This window comes from Edaphosphingomonas haloaromaticamans (genome assembly GCF_001853345.1).
In the GTDB taxonomy this organism is placed as follows: Bacteria; Pseudomonadota; Alphaproteobacteria; order Sphingomonadales; family Sphingomonadaceae; genus Sphingomonas_E; species Sphingomonas_E fennica.
The window spans coordinates 2,687,893-2,704,948 of the sequence record NZ_MIPT01000001.1; the positions used below are offsets into that span (position 1 = coordinate 2,687,893).

Annotated in this window: 18 protein-coding genes; 9 read left to right on the forward strand and 9 right to left on the reverse strand. The window is 65.9% G+C overall.

Annotated elements, in window-relative coordinates; all coding sequences use genetic code 11:
- Positions 1 to 67: 67 nt before the first annotated feature.
- The 3 genes from BHE75_RS12370 (at position 68) to BHE75_RS12380 (ending at position 5,338) form a co-directional block, all read left to right on the forward strand.
- Positions 68 to 856 carry a type II secretion system protein N gene (locus BHE75_RS12370; RefSeq protein ID WP_070934045.1) on the forward strand — a complete coding sequence of 263 codons (789 nt, stop codon included), beginning with the start codon at positions 68 to 70 and terminating at the stop codon, positions 854 to 856.
- A gap of 215 nt (positions 857 to 1,071) precedes the next feature.
- Positions 1,072 to 2,598 (forward strand): hypothetical protein, encoded by a 1,527-nt coding sequence (locus BHE75_RS12375; protein WP_070934046.1) that lies wholly within the window; start codon positions 1,072 to 1,074, stop codon positions 2,596 to 2,598.
- Between the two features lie 79 nt (positions 2,599 to 2,677).
- On the forward strand, positions 2,678 to 5,338 hold the full coding sequence (locus BHE75_RS12380; protein WP_070934047.1) for a TonB-dependent receptor domain-containing protein: 2,661 nt from the start codon (positions 2,678 to 2,680) through the stop codon (positions 5,336 to 5,338).
- Positions 5,339 to 5,432: 94 nt separating this feature from the next.
- Here the strand turns inward: BHE75_RS12380 and BHE75_RS12385 are convergent, their stop codons facing one another.
- The 4 genes from BHE75_RS12385 to petA form a co-directional block, all read right to left on the reverse strand.
- On the reverse strand, positions 5,433 to 5,975 hold the full coding sequence (locus tag BHE75_RS12385) for an adenine phosphoribosyltransferase (protein WP_070934048.1): 543 nt from the start codon (positions 5,973 to 5,975) through the stop codon (positions 5,433 to 5,435).
- Positions 5,976 to 6,163: 188 nt separating this feature from the next.
- Positions 6,164 to 7,006, reverse strand: a complete 843-nt coding sequence (locus BHE75_RS12390) for a cytochrome c1 (RefSeq protein ID WP_015457150.1) — start codon at positions 7,004 to 7,006, stop codon at positions 6,164 to 6,166.
- Between the two features lie 12 nt (positions 7,007 to 7,018).
- Entirely contained in the window at positions 7,019 to 8,308 is a 1,290-nt protein-coding gene (locus BHE75_RS12395; protein ID WP_015457151.1) for a cytochrome b, read from the reverse strand.
- Positions 8,309 to 8,319: 11 nt separating this feature from the next.
- Complete coding sequence (gene petA / locus BHE75_RS12400; protein ID WP_041864759.1) at positions 8,320 to 8,886, reverse strand: ubiquinol-cytochrome c reductase iron-sulfur subunit; 567 nt, start codon at positions 8,884 to 8,886, stop codon at positions 8,320 to 8,322.
- 188 nt (positions 8,887 to 9,074) lie between these two features.
- On the opposite strand from petA, the gene BHE75_RS12405 reads away from it, so the two are divergent.
- The 3 genes from BHE75_RS12405 to BHE75_RS12415 are packed head-to-tail and all read left to right on the forward strand — an operon-like array spanning position 9,075 to position 10,965.
- A complete protein-coding gene (locus tag BHE75_RS12405; RefSeq protein ID WP_070934049.1) occupies positions 9,075 to 9,524 on the forward strand; it encodes a tRNA (cytidine(34)-2'-O)-methyltransferase in 450 nt (149 codons plus the stop codon).
- Positions 9,521 to 10,363, forward strand: a complete 843-nt coding sequence (hemF, locus tag BHE75_RS12410) for an oxygen-dependent coproporphyrinogen oxidase (protein WP_070934050.1) — start codon at positions 9,521 to 9,523, stop codon at positions 10,361 to 10,363. The genes BHE75_RS12405 and hemF overlap by 4 nt, the downstream gene beginning before the upstream one ends.
- A gap of 5 nt (positions 10,364 to 10,368) precedes the next feature.
- A complete protein-coding gene (locus BHE75_RS12415) occupies positions 10,369 to 10,965 on the forward strand; it encodes a GNAT family N-acetyltransferase (protein WP_070934051.1) in 597 nt (198 codons plus the stop codon).
- On the opposite strand, the gene BHE75_RS12420 is transcribed toward BHE75_RS12415, so the two are convergent.
- A complete protein-coding gene (locus BHE75_RS12420) occupies positions 10,962 to 11,762 on the reverse strand; it encodes a hypothetical protein (protein WP_070934052.1) in 801 nt (266 codons plus the stop codon). The two genes, BHE75_RS12415 and BHE75_RS12420, sit on opposite strands and share 4 nt — an antisense overlap.
- 120 nt (positions 11,763 to 11,882) lie before the next feature.
- On the opposite strand from BHE75_RS12420, the gene lipB reads away from it, so the two are divergent.
- The 3 genes from lipB (at position 11,883) to BHE75_RS12435 (ending at position 13,729) form a co-directional block, all read left to right on the forward strand.
- Positions 11,883 to 12,569 (forward strand): lipoyl(octanoyl) transferase LipB, encoded by a 687-nt coding sequence (gene lipB / locus BHE75_RS12425; RefSeq protein ID WP_070934053.1) that lies wholly within the window; start codon positions 11,883 to 11,885, stop codon positions 12,567 to 12,569.
- A gap of 66 nt (positions 12,570 to 12,635) precedes the next feature.
- Entirely contained in the window at positions 12,636 to 12,899 is a 264-nt protein-coding gene (locus BHE75_RS12430) for a hypothetical protein (protein WP_015457158.1), read from the forward strand.
- 200 nt (positions 12,900 to 13,099) lie between these two features.
- Positions 13,100 to 13,729 (forward strand): hypothetical protein, encoded by a 630-nt coding sequence (locus BHE75_RS12435; protein WP_015457159.1) that lies wholly within the window; start codon positions 13,100 to 13,102, stop codon positions 13,727 to 13,729.
- A 39-nt stretch (positions 13,730 to 13,768) separates the two neighbouring features.
- Here BHE75_RS12435 and queE read toward each other — a convergent pair whose 3' ends face one another.
- The 4 genes from queE to BHE75_RS12455 all read right to left on the reverse strand — a co-directional run bounded on the left by queE (position 13,769) and on the right by BHE75_RS12455 (position 17,044).
- Positions 13,769 to 14,416, reverse strand: a complete 648-nt coding sequence (gene queE / locus BHE75_RS12440; protein WP_070934054.1) for a 7-carboxy-7-deazaguanine synthase — start codon at positions 14,414 to 14,416, stop codon at positions 13,769 to 13,771.
- Positions 14,413 to 15,105 carry a 7-cyano-7-deazaguanine synthase QueC gene (queC, locus tag BHE75_RS12445; RefSeq protein WP_015457161.1) on the reverse strand — a complete coding sequence of 231 codons (693 nt, stop codon included), beginning with the start codon at positions 15,103 to 15,105 and terminating at the stop codon, positions 14,413 to 14,415. Before queC ends, queE begins: the two co-directional genes overlap by 4 nt.
- A 357-nt stretch (positions 15,106 to 15,462) precedes the next feature.
- Positions 15,463 to 15,888, reverse strand: a complete 426-nt coding sequence (locus tag BHE75_RS12450; RefSeq protein ID WP_236626885.1) for a DUF3617 domain-containing protein — start codon at positions 15,886 to 15,888, stop codon at positions 15,463 to 15,465.
- A gap of 220 nt (positions 15,889 to 16,108) precedes the next feature.
- Positions 16,109 to 17,044: an Hsp33 family molecular chaperone HslO gene (locus BHE75_RS12455; RefSeq protein WP_084653497.1), complete on the reverse strand. Its 936-nt coding sequence runs from the start codon at positions 17,042 to 17,044 to the stop codon at positions 16,109 to 16,111.
- Positions 17,045 to 17,056 lie beyond the last annotated feature (12 nt).

A 17,056-nucleotide genomic window follows, 5' to 3' on the forward strand; every position in this document is an offset into this window, starting at 1 on the left:
TCATAAGCCGCGATCGCGGACATCGCCATGTCATGGCGCTGCAATATCGGCGCCATAAAGCCCCGTCATGACGACACGTTTCCTACCGTCCACGGCCGGCGCGAAAGCCCAGGGTTCCGCGCGCGAATGGATGATCGCGATCGGCGCGGGCCTGCTGCTGTCGGCCGGGCTGGTGGCGCTGCTCCGTCCCGCGCCGCCGGAAGGCGACTCCGGCGAGGCCGCCGTCTCCGCGCCATCGCCGATCACCGCCGAGCCCCAGGCGCCGCCCCCGCCCCTGCCCGCAATGCCGGAGCCCCAGCCCGCGCCCGCCGCGCCATCGGCCAATATATCAGGGCTGATCCTGCGCGGCGTCATGGGGCCGAGCGCCACGGGTGCCGCGATCATCGAATTTCCCGGCGGTAGGCAGGGACGCTTCGTCGTCGGACGGGAAATCCTGCCCGGCGTGGTCGTGAAGGCGATCGAACCGCAATCCATCTTGCTTTCCGCCAACGGCACGGAAAGCCGCCTCGCCCTGCCCGGCGCGGACATCGCCTCGCTCGGCGGCCCGGCCAGGCCCGCCGCCCCGCCCGATCTCGCATCCCAGGCCAACGCCTTCCGCACCGGCCTGAGCCCCGTCAAAAAGGCAGACGGCCGCGTCACCGGCTTCACCATCCGCGAAGGGGTAGACATGCCCGCCTTCGCCAGGGCCGGCCTCCGGCCCGGTGACGTCATCGTCGGCGTCAACGGCCGCGCCTTCGCGAGCGAGGATGAGGTGAACAAGCTCGCCAACGAAATCGCAATCTCGCCGATGGTGACGTTCGAATATCGGCGCAACAACCGGACCATGGAGGCAAGGCTGGAAACGACCAACCCGTGAACATTCGGTTCATTGCAGTTTCATGACAACAATATGACCGTCGTATTGCGATGATATTCCAAATATATTTCATGTATATTCTCGGTCGTCTCATTCACCCCCTGTAATATTACTATCATTTTACCCCTCTAGGGCGGCCATCGCATCGGCACTGTCGAATCCCACGGGGCGGATTCGGGGAAAGCCGGCGGCCTGCCAAACACAGAGGGGCAAATATGAGCTATCTTCGTAACATCCTCCTCATGGGGAGCGCGCTTTCGCTGGTCGCGTGCGGCGCTGACGACGTCGCCTCGCCGGGCGACGGCGTCATCGTGACGCCCACGCCCACGCCCACGCCGACTCCGACCCCCACGCCCACCCCGACGCCGACTCCCACGCCGACGCCGACCCCGACGCCCACCGATTGCCCCACCGGCACCACCAACGGCGGCATCATCAGCGGTTTCCGCAACTGCGTGCTCCAGGGCCGCATCTCTTCGAACCTGCTGCTTCGGAAGATCGACGGCCTCGTCTATTCGCTTTCGGGCCGCGTCGACGTCGGCACCGATGTCGGCGGCGCGGGCACCGGCGGCCAGAGCGCCGTGCTCACGGTCGAACCGGGCGTGACCATCTTCGGATCGTCGGGCAACGACTTCCTCGTGGTGAACCGCGGCTCCCAGCTCTTTGCCGAAGGATCGGCCACCGATCCGATCATCTTCACCTCGCGGTCCAACGTCGAGGGCACGGCGACCGACAGCAGCCAGGGCCTGTGGGGCGGCGTCGTCCTGCTCGGCCGCGCGCCGATCAGCGATTGCAACACCAACACCACCGGCGGCGCGGTCGACTGCCAGAACGTGGTCGAAGGCACCACCAATGCGCTCTACGGCGGCGCCACGGCGAACGACAACAGCGGCACGCTCCGCTATGTTCAGATCCGCTATTCGGGCTTCGCGATCGCGCCGGGCAACGAGCTTCAGGGCCTCACCCTCGGCGGCGTCGGTTCGGGCACGGTGCTGGATCACATCCAGATCCACAACAGCTCGGACGACGGCATCGAAATCTTCGGCGGCCGCCCGAACCTGAAATATCTGGTCATCACCGGCGCGGACGATGACGGCCTCGATACCGACCTCGGCTACAAGGGCTTCATCCAGTTCGTGATCGCCGTGCAGCGCGACGCCAATAACGGCGACTCGATGATCGAGGCGGACTCGAACGGCAACGAAAACGCCACGCCGCGCCAGAATACGCGCCTCGCCAACTTCACCTTCATCCAGCGTTCCGAAGTGCAGGGGGAAAACACCATCCTGCTGCGCGGCGGCACCGACTATACGATGGTGAACGGCATCGTCATCGGCACCAGGAACTGCCTCGACATCGACGGCCAGGGCGGATCGACCACCCAGCCCGCCGATCCGGCCAGGGACGAAGCCGGCCCGCCGGTCTTCCATTCGATCGTGATGTCCTGCCCCACGCCGTTCCGTGACGAGACGGATACGCCCGCGGCGGAAATCCAGACGATCTTCAACAGCGGCACCAACAACAATGCCAATTACACGCCGACGTTGACGAACGTCTTCATCAACGGCGCCAACGAAGCGGCGGTGACCGCGTTCGACGCGAGCACGCTCGGCAGCTTCTTCCAGCGCACCAACTATATCGGCGCCGTCCGCGACGCGAACGACACCTGGTATGCCGGCTGGACCTGCAACGCGAGCTACGTCTCGTTCGGCAGCAGCAGCCGCAACTGCACCGCGCTCTGATCCGGCGCGCCTTCTGAACCGGGGGCGGCGGCCGCATGGGCGCCGCCCCGCACTCGTTATCAGGGATTCCGGGGGACATATGACGAAACCTCTCACCATGGGCAGCCTGCTCCTGCTCACCACCGCGCTGGTGGCGCCCTCCGCGCTGGCGCAGACAACGGGCGCGGCCGATCCGCAGGAGGAGAAGGTCGAAGTCTCGATCCCCGGCGGCAGCGGGGGCGATATCGTCGTCACCGGCCGCAACATCCCGGAACCGATCCGCGCCACGCCCGAGGTCGTTTCCGTCCTCTCGACGGCTGAAATCGCCCGCACCGGCGAAGGCGACATCGCCGGCGCGCTCCAGCGCGTGACCGGCCTCAGCGTCGTCGGCAACGGTTACGTCTATGTGCGCGGCCTCGGCGATCGTTATTCGGCCGCCCTTCTCAACGGCTCCCCCCTGCCCTCGCCCGAGCCGCTGAAGCGCGTGGTTCCGCTCGATATCTTCCCGACCAACGTGCTTTCCTCGGCGCTCGTCCAGAAAAGCTATTCGGTGAACTATCCGGGCGAATTCGGCGGCGGCGTGATCAACCTCACCACCAAGGCCGTGCCCACCAAGCCCTTCCTGGAATTCGGCGCCAGCGTCGGCGCGAATACCGAGACCACCGGCAAGCTCGGCTACACCTATTACGGATCGAGCACCGACTGGATCGGCTTCGACAGCGGCAATCGCGACGTGCCCGACGGCATCAAGCAGGCGATCAAGAGCGGCAAGCCGATCAACGGCGGCAACTACACCACGGCGGAGCTGCAGGGCTTCGCCTCCAGCCTCATCAATGCGCCCACCACGCTCCTGCAGCGCAACGGCGATATTCCCTCCAACTTCTCGTTCGATCTGTCGGGCGGCAAGTCCTGGGATACGGCCGGCGGGCAACTCGGCCTGATCGCCGCGGCCTCCTACAGCAACAGCTGGCGCACGCGCGACGTGCTGCAGCAGAGCTCGCTCGATCCGGAGCTTGCCGGCACGCCGCAAACCAATTTCAACACCGTCATCACCGAAAACCGCGTGCTGCTGAACGGCCTGCTCGGCCTTGGCTACGAATTCGGCGACGGCCAGGCGATCCGCTGGACCAACCTCTACATCCGCGACGTGCTGAAGCAGGGCCGCCTGTCGTCCGGCTTCGACCGCAACGTCTCCGATCCGGTCGCGGGCCAACCCGATCCGCTGATCAAGCAGAACACCTACTGGTTCGAACGCCAACTCATCGACACCCAGCTCGTCGGCGAATTCAAGTTCGGCAATTTCGATGTCGACCTGCGCGGCACCTATGCCAACTCCAAGCGCAAGTCGCCCTATGAGCGCGGCTTCAGCTACACCTACAACAATACCGCGCACGATTATATCAACAACCTCGCCTCGGGCGGGCAGAGCGCGGACATCGCCTTCAGCGACCTCAACGAGAATGTCTATGCCGCCGCGGGCGACGTCACCTATCAGCTGCCGACCGCGCTGAAGGCGAAGGTCTCGGCCGGCTACGCCTATACCAAGACGGACCGCAGCTCCTCGCGCTACCAATATCAATATTTCCGGCCGGATGGCGCTCTGCCCCTGGCGGTGGCGCAGGAACGGCCCGACTATCTGGTGTCGGACTATAATATCTACACCTACAACATCCAACTGCGCGACGTCTCCTCCTCGCAGGGCGCGGCCGCTTATGATGCCGGGCTGGAGATCAACGCCGGCTATCTGCAGGCGGAGGCGGAATTCCTCCCCGGCCTGTCGGCAACCGCCGGCGTGCGCTACGAAGATGCCAAGGAAACCGTGCGGCCGATCGGCGAAGGGCTGGTGCAGACCAACCTCAAGAAGGATTATTTCCTGCCGGCGGCCACGATCACCTGGAACTTCGCGGAGGACATGCAGCTCCGCATCGCGGGATCGAAGACGATCGCCCGGCCCCAGTTCCGCGAGCTCGCCGAGCAACTCTATCAGGATTATGAATCCGATCGCCAGTTCACCGGCAACCCGCGCCTGGTGGACAGCAAGCTCACCAATGCCGAGGCCCGCTACGAATATTATTTCGGCCGTGGCGAGCGGGTGACGGTGGCCGGCTTCTACAAGAAGATCGACAATCCGATCGAAACCGTGGCCTTCTTCGCTGGCGGCGGCGCGCTCCGCACCGGCTTCGCCAACGCGCCCGAAGCGCAGCTCTATGGCGGCGAGATCGAGCTTCAAAAATATTTCCCGCTCGAGCCCGTGTTCGGCAGCGCGGATTTCTGGGCCTCGCGGCGCCTGCTGGTCGCGGCCAACTACACCTATACCCATTCCAAGCTGAAGGTCGGCGACCAGATCGTCTATGGCCCGCAGCAGGATCAGATCGCGGCCAACCTGCTGTTCCGGGATGGCGCCCCGCTTACCGGCCAGTCCGATCACATCGCCAACCTGCAGATCGGCTTCGAAAGCACGGACAAGATCTCGCAGCAGACGCTGATGATCACCTATGCCAGCAAGCGCGTCACCAATCGCGGCCCGATCCAGGGCGAGGCACGCCAGCCCGATATCGTGGAAAAGCCCGGCCTGCGCTTCGATCTGGTCGCGCGCGAGGAAGTGAACTTCCTAGGCTCCACCGTGGAGATCAAGGCCGAGGCGCGCAACCTCACCGCCACCAAATATCAGGAATATCAGCAGTCGGATGCGGCGCGCATCTACCTCAACCGCTACGACATCGGCCGCAGCTTCTCGCTGGGCGCCAGCGTAAAGTTCTGATCTTTCCCGAAAGGCTTAGGCGCGCGTTCCGAGAGGAGCGCGCGCCTTTCCTTTGCGGACGGCCGTGCGCAACCCGCCCTCGGCGGAAACCCCGTCAATCGCCGTCGAACGCCACCAGCGCTCCGACCGGCACGCCCTCGGCCTCGATCTTCGACACGCCGCCCAGATCGGGCAGGTCGATCACGAAGCCCGCGCCGCCCACCATCGCGCCCGCCTTGCGGAGCAGCCGGATCGCCGCCAGCGCCGTCCCGCCCGTCGCGATCAGATCGTCGACCAGCAGCACCCGGCATCCCGGCACCACCGCGTCGGCATGCATCTCGATGCGATCCTCGCCATATTCCAGCGCATAGTCGACACCCACCGTCCGCCCCGGCAGCTTGCCGTTCTTGCGGATCAGCAGCAGCCCCGTTCCCAATCTCTGCGCCACCGCCGCGCCGAAGATGAAGCCGCGCGCCTCGATGCCCGCGACCAGATCGAACGGCCCGTCATGCATCGTCGCCAGCCGGTCGATGGTCGCGGCCAGCCCTTCGGCATTCAGCAGCAGCGTGGTGATGTCGCGGAACTGGATACCGGGCTTCGGGAAATCGGGAATGGTGCGGATCAGCGCGGCCAGATCGGCATTGGCGGTATCGGTCATGCAGCGGTTCCCGTGGTTGGCATCACGGTTGATAAGGCAGCGACCGCTTATGGCATAGCCCCGCTACGGTCATCTTTGCCCAAACGAAATCGGCGGGAGCAGCCTCCAGGCCGCCCCCGCCGACAATCTCGATCCGGCCGAAACCGGCCCGAATGGCGGGCGACCGGAACCCGGCCGCCCGCTCATCCTCAGTGCTTGATGCCCGACCAGACGTTCCGGTAGGCCATGAAGGCCAGCCCGGTGGCGATCAGCAGGAAGATCACCACGGCAACGCCTGTGCGGTGGCGGCTCTCCAGCTTCGGCTCCGCCGTCCAGACGAGGAAGGCCGAAACGTCCTGCGCCATCTGGTCCACGGTCGCCGGAGTGCCATCGGCATAGGTGACCTGGCCGTCCGCCACCAGCGGCGGCGGCATCGCGATGTTCAGGTTCGCGAAATAGGGGTTGTAGTGCAGCCCCGTGCCGGTCTTGGAATCGGGGAACTTCTTCAGCAGTTCCGCCGGCTGGTCCTGATACCCGGTCAGCAGCGAATGGACATAGGCGGCGCCGTCATGGCGGGCCTTGGTCATCAGCGACAGATCCGGCGGCAGCGCGTTGTTGTTCGCCGCACGCGCCGCAACCTCGTTGGGATAGGGCGTGGGGAACTTGTCGGCCGCCTCGGCCTTGCGCGTGGCGGGCTCACCCGTGTCCGGGTTCACCGAAGGCACTTCGATGGCCCACTGCTTGGCGATCGCCTTCACCTCGGCTTCGGTGAAGCCGATTTCGTGCAGGTCGCGGAACGACACATATTTCAGCGAGTGGCAGGCAGCGCAGACTTCCTTGTAGACTTGGAAGCCGCGCTGGAGCTGCTGGCGATCGAACCGGCCCAGCGGACCGTTGCTCGCCAGCGCCAGCGGCTTGGGATGGAGGTGGAACTCATGCTCGGCGGTGGCGGCGGGCGGCTCCTTGATGAAGTTCACCGCGCCGACGACCAGCGAGAAGAGCAGGACGAATGCAAAACCCAGCCCGACGAGGGCACCGATGGGACGGACCATTATCGTTACCCCTTATTCCGCGGCCACGGCCTGCGCGTCGCCGGCGACTTCGCCATGCTTCGCGAGCACCGCCTCGGTGATCGAACCCGGCAGCGGCAGCGGCCGCTCGATGCGCGAGATGATCGGCAGGATGATCAGGAAGTGGGCGAAATAATAAGCCGCCGCGAGCTGCGAGATCATCACATAGGGTTCTTCCGCCGGCGCGCCGCCGCAATAGCCGAGGACGAGGACGTCCAGCACGAGGATCCAGAAGAACATCTTGAACGTCGGGCGGTAATTGCCCGAACGGACCGGCGACTTATCCAGCCACGGCAGGAAGAACAGCAGCAGGATGGCGCTGAACATCGCCAGCACGCCCCACAGCTTCGCCGGCAGGATGAAATCCACCGTGAAGGCGCGCAGGATCGCGTAGAACGGCCAGAAATACCATTCGGGCACGATGTGCGCGGGCGTCGAAAGCGGGTTCGCCGCGATATAATTGTCCGGGTGGCCGAGATAATTCGGCGCGAAGAACAGCATGATCGCGAAGATGATCAGGAACACGCCCAGCCCGAAGCCGTCCTTGGCCGTGTAATAAGGGTGGAACGGCACGGTATCCTGCGGCCCCTTCACATCGATGCCGGTCGGGTTCGAGGAACCCGGAATGTGCAGCGCCCAGATGTGGAGGATCACCACGGCGGCGATCACGAACGGCAGCAGATAGTGCAGCGAGAAGAAGCGGTTGAGCGCGGCGTTATCCGGCGCGAAGCCGCCGAGCAGCCACGTCTGGATCGGCTCGCCCACCAGCGGGATCGCACCGAACAAGCCGGTGATCACCTTGGCACCCCAGAAGCTCATCTGCCCCCAGGGGAGCACATAGCCCATGAAGGCGGTGGCCATCATCAGCAGGAAGATGACGAGGCCGAGCAGCCACACCATCTCGCGCGGGGCCTTGTAGGACCCGTAGAAAAGGCCGCGGAAGATGTGGAGATAGACGACGATGAAGAAGAAGCTGGCGCCGTTGGCGTGCGCATAGCGCAGCATCCAGCCCGAATTCACGTCGCGCATGATATGTTCGACCGACGCGAAGGCGATGTCGCCGTTCGCCGCATAGTGCATGGCGAGCACGACGCCGGTGATGATCTGGATGGCGAGCGCCGCACCCGCGAGCACGCCGAAGTTCCAGAAATAATTGAGGTTGCGCGGCACCGGATAGCCGGCGCCCACCGCGTTATAGACGAGGCGCGGCAGCGGCAGGCGATCGTCGATCCACTGCATCACCGGATGCTTCGGCGCGTAATGATTTGCCCAGGGAAAACTCATTTCAAATCACCTCAGCCGATCTGCACGACGGTGTCGGACTTGAACGCATATTCGGGAACCTGGAGGTTCTTGGGCGCGGGGCCTTTCCGAATACGGGCGGCGGTGTCGTAGTGCGAACCGTGGCAGGGGCAGAAATAACCGCCGAACTCGCCGCGATTCTCACCCTCGCCCGCGCCCAGCGGCACGCAGCCGAGATGGGTGCAGACGCCCATGGTGATGAGCCACTGCTCCTTGCCCGCCTTGGTTCGTTCCGCCAGCGTCTGCGGATCGCGCAGGCTGTCGACGGGAACGGCATTGGCCTCCGCGATCTCCTTGGCCGTCAGGTGACGGATGAAGAGCGGCTGCTTGCGGAAGATCGTCTTGATCGCCTGTCCTTCGGCGATCTTGGACACGTCGACCTCGATGGAGGCCAGCGCCAGCACGTCCGCCGACGGATTCATCTGATTGATCAGCGGCAAAGCCACCGCGACCGCGCCCACGCCAGCGAAGCTGACGGCGGCGACGTTTATGAAGTCGCGACGCCGAACGCCTTCGCCTTCAGGCACGTCTGTTGGTTGTACTTGTTCGAGCGTCGCCATTCCGGAACCCTTGCGCTGCCACGAAATAAGCGCCCGCAAGGCAACCACCGTTGGCGACCACCCCTTAGACGCGACCGCCTGTTATTATCCCCCAGCGGTTCGGGCGCTGATAGCGTCGCATAGCACTCTTTGCCAACAGCATTTTGCGCACTCTTGCCCGGCCGGGACATATTCGCCTAGCGGGGCGCATGCGGATCGCCCTGTTCCAGCCCGACATCGCGGGCAATGTCGGCACCATTCTGCGCCTGGGCGCTTGTTTCGGCGTGCCCGTGGACATCATCGAGCCCTGCGGTTTTCCCTTTTCCGAACGCGGCCTCAGGCGCGCGGGCATGGATTATGCCGCCAGCGCCGATATCGCCCGCCATGCGGACTGGGATGCGTTCCGGGCCGCCACCGCGGGCCGCATCGTGCTGCTGACCACCAAAGCCGCCGTCCGCCTGCCCGAGGCGCGATTCCTGCCGGACGATATCCTGCTGATGGGGTCTGAAAGCGTCGGCGTTCCCGATCATGTCCACGAAGCGGCGGGCCTGGCCGTCAGGATTCCGATGCGGCCGGGATTCCGGTCCTTGAATGTCGCGGTCTCGGCTGGCATCGCGCTCGCCGAAGCCATTCGCCAGAACGGGAGCTTTCCGGAATGATCGAACTCGATGCCGAACAGGCGGCCGCGCGCGCCTGGTTCGAATCGCTGCGTGACCGCATCTGCGCCGAATTCGAAGCCATCGAGCGCGAGGCCGGCAGCGATGCCGCCTTCCAATACACCCCCTGGAATCGCGATGGCGATCCCGAGGCCAAAGGCGGCGGCGGCGTCCAGGGCGTGATGAAGGGGCGAGTTTTCGAAAAGGTGGGCGTGAACGTCTCCACCGTCGGCGGCGAATTCGCGCCCGAATTCGCCAGGACCATCCACGGCGCCGCCGAAAATCCCGGTTTTTTCGCGACCGGCATCAGCCTCGTCGCGCACATGGCCAATCCGCATGTGCCCGCCGTCCACATGAACACCCGCTTCCTGGTGACGACCAGGCGCTGGTTCGGCGGCGGCGCGGATCTCAATCCGCCCATCCCCAACGATGCCGATACCGCCGATTTCCACGCCCGGCTGAAAGCCGCCTGCGATGCGCATGACGCGGATTATTATCCCCGCTTCAAGCAGTGGGCGGACGATTATTTCTATATTCCCCACCGCAAGGTGCATCGCGGCGTGGGCGGCATCTTCTACGATCATCTCGAAGACGATTTCGAAGCGAACTTCGCCTTCACCCGCGACGTGGGCGAGGCATTTCTCGATATCTTCCCCCGCATCGCCCGCCGCCGGATGCACGATCCGGCCAGCGCCGAGGATCGCGAACGGCTGCTCGCCTATCGGGGCCGCTATGCCGAATTCAACCTGGTCTATGATCGCGGCACCCTGTTCGGGCTCAAGACCGGCGGCAATATTGACGCGATCCTGATGAGCCTGCCGCCCGTCGCCACCTGGGCCTGAGCGCGATGCCGCTCGATCCGGTGCCGGCGGGTCAGCTCGCAGCCGTCGTCACGTCGCTGGAGATGCGTGCCCGGCCCCGGCCCGCGCCGATGCCGGCCTCGCCTCTCCGTCTCGTCCGCTGGACGGCCCCGACCAACGACGCCTATCGGACGCTGTTCCGCCGGGTGGGATCGCCATGGCTGTGGTTTTCGCGGCTGGCCATGGCCGAGGAGGAACTGGCCACGATCCTCGCCGATCCGGCCGTGGAGCTGTTCGCCGTCGCCGATCCCCGCGGGATCGAGGTGGGCATGCTGGAACTGGACTTCCGCAGGCCCGGCGAATGCGAGATCGCCTTTCTCGGCCTCGTGCCCGATCTTGCCGGCCAGGGGCATGGCAGCTGGCTGATGGCCAACGCGCTGGCGATGGGATGGCGCGCGGGGGTGGAGCGGATGTGGGTGCACACCTGCACGCTCGATCATCCCGGCGCGCTGGCTTTCTATCGCAGGTCCGGCTTCACGCCCTATGCGCTGGCGGTCGAAACCTTCGCCGATCCCCGCATCGCCGGGCTGCTGCCGCGCGACGCGGCGCCGCATGTGCCCCTGATCGCGCCCGATCCCGCTTAATCGAACAGCCGCGCCAGGTCCGGCCCCGTCAGCCGGCGATAGATCATCGTCAGCGTCGTGACGAAATAGACGGAAAGCACCGCGCTGACGCAGCCGGAAAGCAGCGCCAGCAGCAGGCGCCCGATCGCCTCCAGCCCCAGCAGCTTGCCCAGCCCGATCAGCACCGCCCCGCCCGCCAGCGATGCCGCACCACCGATCAGCAGGCTGCCGATGGCGAACAGCAGCATCACGCCCGCCAGCTTGGGGAAATGCCCTTTGGTCAAGGCGAAGCTGCGCCGCAGCGCCGGCAGCACGCCCACCGGCTCCGCCACGATCACCACGTTCACCAGCAGCAGGCGGATGCCGACGAAGAACACGGCCGCCAGCAGCGCCAGCATATAAAGCATCAGCAGCAGCGCGGCGCCGCCGCCCATCTGCGGCGGCCCGCCCTGGCCGGGCAGCAGCGGGGCGACCGGCATGAAGGCCAGCATCGCCGCGAACGCCAGGATCAGGCTGGCCCCGATCGCCACCGGCAACCGCCGCGCCGCATGGCCCAGCGCCTCCCCCACCGAAACGCCGCCGCCAAGCGCCAGCCGCGATATCGTGAGCGAGGCGAGCAGCGTCGACAGGAAGAGGATCGGCAGCGCCAGCACCCAGGGGCCGGCCGGCGTCCCGCCTTCCACCCGCGCGGGCATCGCCAGTTCCACCAGCGCGCCGGGCACCACCAGCAGCGTCAGCGCCACGGGCACCAGCAGCCCAGCCTCCCGCGCAACGAAGCGGCGGGCATCATCCCAGGCTGCGGTAATCGATAAGGCCATGCATGCTCCACGACCGGCGATGGCGATAGCGACTATGCCGGCCAGCACCCTCTACAGGGCGGGGGCACGGCCATGCAATCGGGCCTTGATCCTTTATTGCACGCATCCCAATTGGGGCGGATGAACCACGCCACGCCCGCCGTCGAATTGCCTGCCACCATCGAATGGAACGTATCCGCCGGCCTCACCCCCTATCCCGTCGCGCTGGCGGCGATGGAGGCGCGCGTCGCCGCGATCGCCGCCGGCGATGCGGGCGAGCAGATCTGGCTGGTGGAACATCCGCCGCTCTATACGGCCGGCACCAGCGCCGATCCGGCCGAGCTTCTGGCCGGCGATCAGTTCCCGGTGTTCCGCGCCGGTCGCGGCGGGCGCTACACCTATCACGGGCCGGGCCAGCGGGTCGGCTATGCGATGATAAACCTCGCCGCGCGCGGCAGGGACGTGCGCCGCTTCGTCCACCAGCTCGAAGGCTGGCTGATCGATACGCTGGGCGATTTCGGCGTCGCCGCGCGCCGCGCCGAAGGCCGCATCGGCATCTGGGTGGACGATCCCGATGGCCGGGAGGCCAAGATCGGCGCCATCGGCGTGCGGGTGACGCGCTGGGTCACCTATCATGGCTTCGCCGTCAACATCGCGCCCGATCTCTCCCATTTCGGCGGGATCGTGCCCTGCGGGATCGCCGAATTCCCTGTCACCAGCATGGCCGCCCTCGGCCGTGCCGTGCCCATGGCCGAATTCGACGCAGCGCTCGCCGCCCGGCTCGATCCCTTCCTGGATTCGCTCTGCCAGCCCTGCCGCGACGCTTGAGGCACCGGCCGCGACCCGTTACTCCACCACCATCCCACAACCAGCCCGACCATCCAGGAGCCATTGATGCGCGATATTCTTTCCAAGCTGACCATCGGGGCGGCCGTTGCCGGCGCGCTTCTCGTTTCCGCCTGCGGCGGCAGCAAGGAAACCACCAGCACGGTCGTCGACACCAACACCGCCGAATCCTCGATGGAAGGTTCGGTGAACGACGTGACGGCCGTCGACGCGGCCGGTGCCAGCGACAACATGGTGATGGACGACAGCGCGGTTCCGGCCGACAACGCCGCCGAAACCAACGGGGCGGAGGCCGCGACGAACGCCCAATAAGCGCTCGTCCAAAGCTACTTGAGGCGGGGGCCGTCCGGCAGCGGGCGGCCCTTTTGCCGTCTCCGCCGGGGGCTGGGTGAGTCCCAACGGCCACAATCCGGCGCAATTTTGATGTTCACCCTTTATCTCCGCCCCCGCTTCATGCTTAACAGCCGCCATCAGTGGAGGGTGCAATGGTTTCACGTATAGGGCGGTTTGCCTTGGCGGCGCTGGCAACGGTGGTCACGGCGCAGGCGGCCCCAGCGGGCGCCTCCTATCTTTTCTGGGTGAAGCCCAGCTTCACGGGCGAACCCGTGCGCGGCGACGAACCGGGCATCGGCATCGCGCTTCCCAAGGCGACGCCCAAGGAATTGCAGGCCCACCTGCTCTGGAACATGCGCGCCGGCCTGAACGTGGCGGCGCTCCAATGCCAGTTCTCGCCTTCGTTGATGACGGTGCGCAATTATAACGATCTGCTGCGCCACCATGCTGGCGAGCTGAACGACGCATACAATACGCTGAACGCCTATTTCAAACGCACCACCAGCAAGACGTGGCAGAAGGCCTTCGATCAATATACGACGAAGACCTATAACGGCTTTTCCACCATGCACGCCCAGATCGGCTTCTGCGAAACGGCGGCTGCCATCGGCCGCGACGCGATCGGCCAGCCCAAGGGCAAGCTCCATCTGACCGCGGAAAACCGGATGCGCGAATTCCGCAACAGCCTGGTGCCGCAGAATGACGGCATCTTCGCGACCCGGCAGGTCCTCGCGCCGCGCCAGCTCGTGTCTCTTGCCCCGCAATGCTGGGACAAGAAGGGCCGCTACGTCGAGCGCAAGTGCGGCTGAGCTGACGCCCCGGCCGCGTCGGGACGCGGCCGCCGGCGCCTATCGCACGCCGATCAGCTTGTGCACCTGCGCGGACAGCCGCCAGCGGGGATTGGCGAGGACGAAGGCGATCGCGGCGGCGGTGGTTTCAACGCGATCCTCGCCGTCCATCGGCGAAACCAGGAAATGGTCGAAATCCCATTCCTCCATCGCGCGATGATCGTTGCCCGGCTGGGGCCAGACGATCTTCAGCTCGTTGCCGCGCCGCTGGACGATCTCCGTCCCGGCCTTGGGGCTCACGCAGATCCAGTCGATCCCCGCGGGCGCGGCGATGGTGCCGTTGGTCTCCACCGCGATCTCGAAACCGCGATCATGGAGCGCCGCGATCAGCGCGTCGTCCACCTGCAGCAGCGGCTCANCGCCCGTCATCACCACGAAGGGCATACCCCCTTCCGCGCGATCGAGCCCGGTCTCCCATAGCTCGCCGACTCTGGCGGCCAGCGCCCGCGCATCCGCGTAGCGCCCGCCATTGTCGCCATCCATGCCCACGAAATCCGTGTCGCAGAAGCGGCAGTCGGCGGTCGCGCGATCCTGTTCCCGCCCGGACCAGAGGTTGCAGCCCGAAAAGCGGAGGAAGACGGCGCGGCGCCCGGCCTGCCTGCCCTCCCCCTGCAGGGTCAGGAATATCTCCTTGACCGCGTAGCTCATGGCCGGGCGGCGTAGATCGTCGGATCGGGGATGCCCGCATCCTCATATCCGCGCTGGCGCAGGCGGCAACTGTCGCACAGGCCGCAATGCAGCCCCTCCGGCGTCGGATCGTAGCAGGACCAGCTCTGCCCCGCATCCAGCCCCAGCCGCACCGCCTCGGTGGCGATATCGGCCTTGGTCATGTGGAGAAGCGGGCTGTGGATCGTGAAGCCGCGCCCCTCGACGCCCGCCTTGGTGGCGATGTCCGCCAGATTCTGGAACGCCTGGATGAAATCGGGGCGGCAATCCGGGTAGCCGGAATAATCGAGCGCGTTCACGCCCAGGAAGATGTCCCGCGCGCCACAGGCCTCCGCCCAACCGAGCGCGAGCGAAAGGAAGATGGTGTTGCGGGCCGGAACGTAGGTGACCGGGATGGCATCTTCCTCCACGCCCGTCTTCGGCACGTCGATCGCATCGGTCAGCGCCGATCCGCCGAACAGGGAGAGGTCGAGCGGCATGGTGATGTGGCGCGCCGCGCCCAGCATCGCCGCGATCCGCGCGGCCGCGGCCAGCTCCACGCTATGCCGCTGGTTATAGTTGACGGTCAGCGCGTTGATGGCGAAGCCCTGCTCGCGCGCAATGCCGCCCGCCACCATGGAATCGAGCCCGCCCGACAACAGCACTACGGCTCCGGGCCTGTCCTGGCTCATCTCTGTTACCTCTTCGCTTTCCCTCGGGTCCGCCGGCATCGGCGGAGGCGGCGCTCCAGACGGGCATCCGTCGTCGCGGAATTGCCGCCTGCCCTTTGGCTGATGACAAATGCCGGCGTGCAGCCCCGATCCTTCGGTGCCTTCCCGCCAGGCTCGCCGCCGCTCTAGCCGATTTTGTGCGGCCGCGGAAGCAGGCGGCCGGCGCCGAGCGGAAAGGCCTCGTGAACGGATGGGCGGCGATAAAAGAAGGGCCGCCCAAGGGGACGGCCCAGTTAGCCCGATCAGGGCTGGTTAGGGAGGGAATGTGCCAAACGCCGACACATGATTTCTTCTACACCGGCGCGCCTAAACCCGCGCTTAACGGCGGGTTATGCGCCGGTTAAGGCCAGGGTCCAGGCTGGCGCTCTTGGTCGGGCAATCGCCCATCCGCTGCGCGTCGGCGGTGAAGGAGAAGGGCGCGTTGCCGGCGATGCCCTGCGTATCGATCGTCGCCGAACGCGGGGTCAGCAGCTTCAGCGTGGTCCGGCCCCAGCCGCTGCCGGGGCAGCTATAATGCACGGTGGCGCTGGTCCGCCGGTTGTCGATCACCAGCCGGCTGCACGGCGCGCCCGGATGGCGAAGCTGGACGAGGGTGCCGGCATCGGCAACGCAGACGTTGCGCGGCGCCTCGCCCTCCGGCTGCAGCCGCCAAAGGCCGGGTTCCAGCATGCCGCCCGCGACCAGCGGCTGCGGCGCGGCATAAGCCGCTGGAACGGCGATGAATGGCGAAGCGATGGTAAGCATACGCAACAAGAACGAATGACGTAACATGACATCAACCCCGAATTCCCGCTGCGTTCGACCATCAACAAGCCGGTCCGGCAGCGTCGTCTTCTGACGTGGTCACGTTAAATCTTATACAACAGCCACCGATGTCGGGCGACCGCGCCGCCGCCCCGCATCCGGCATTTTCGTCGAAAGGTCTGTGAGCTTCGTCACTTCATCGGCTGATCGGTCGCTTTCGTCAGTCCGTGAAATCGGCGAGTGCGAAGCTGTAACGGCGCGAACAGAATTCGCAGTCGACATGGATCATGCCGTCCGAATCGGCCATCTCGGCGCGTTCGTCCGCCGGGAAGCGGGCGATGACCGAACGGATATGGTCGGCATTGCAGCGGCAATTCTGGCTGAGCGCGATGAGGGGCAGCACCCGCACCTCATCCTCCTCGTGGAACAGCCGCCAGGCGATCCCGTCCAGCGGCAGCCCGCCGTCGATCAGCTCGGCATCGGTGATCGTGCCGGCCAGCGCCACCACATGATCCCATTCCTCGTGGTTCTGGCGGACGTGCAGGCGCTCGCGCCCCTCCTCGCCTTCCGGCAGATGCTGGATCAGGATGCCGCCGGCGACATGGCCGTCGCGATCATTGCCGCCGGTCGCCAGGCGAACCAGGCTCGGCAACTGATCCGACTGGTTGAAATAGCTCTCCGCCGCCGCCGCCAGCGAACCGCCTTCCAGCGGCACGATGCCCTGATAGCGCTCGCCCGTGGCCGCCTGATCGAAGGTGATCGCCAGATAACCGCGCCCGAACAGGGCGAACAGCGAAGGATCAGCCGGCATCTCGGCCAGCCGGTCGGCATCGTGGCGCACATAGCCGCGCATCTCGCCGCCGCGATAATCGCAGACGAGCAGGTCGACGACGCCGCCCTCCGTCTGCGCCTGGACGGTGAGCTGGCCGCCGGCATCCTTCAGCGTCGATCCCAGCAGCGCCGTCAGCGTCAGCGCTTCCGCCAGGAGGCGGCCGATCGCGGGCGGATAGCCATGGGCGGAAAGCACGCCATCCAGCACCGGCCCCAGGCGAACGATGCGGCCGCGCGCGTGGCGCGAAGGGATGGTGAAGGCCAGCGCATGATCGACATGGCCGCCAACGTTGATTTCGCTCTTGCCGTTACCGTTGGTCTTCAAGATCAATTCCTT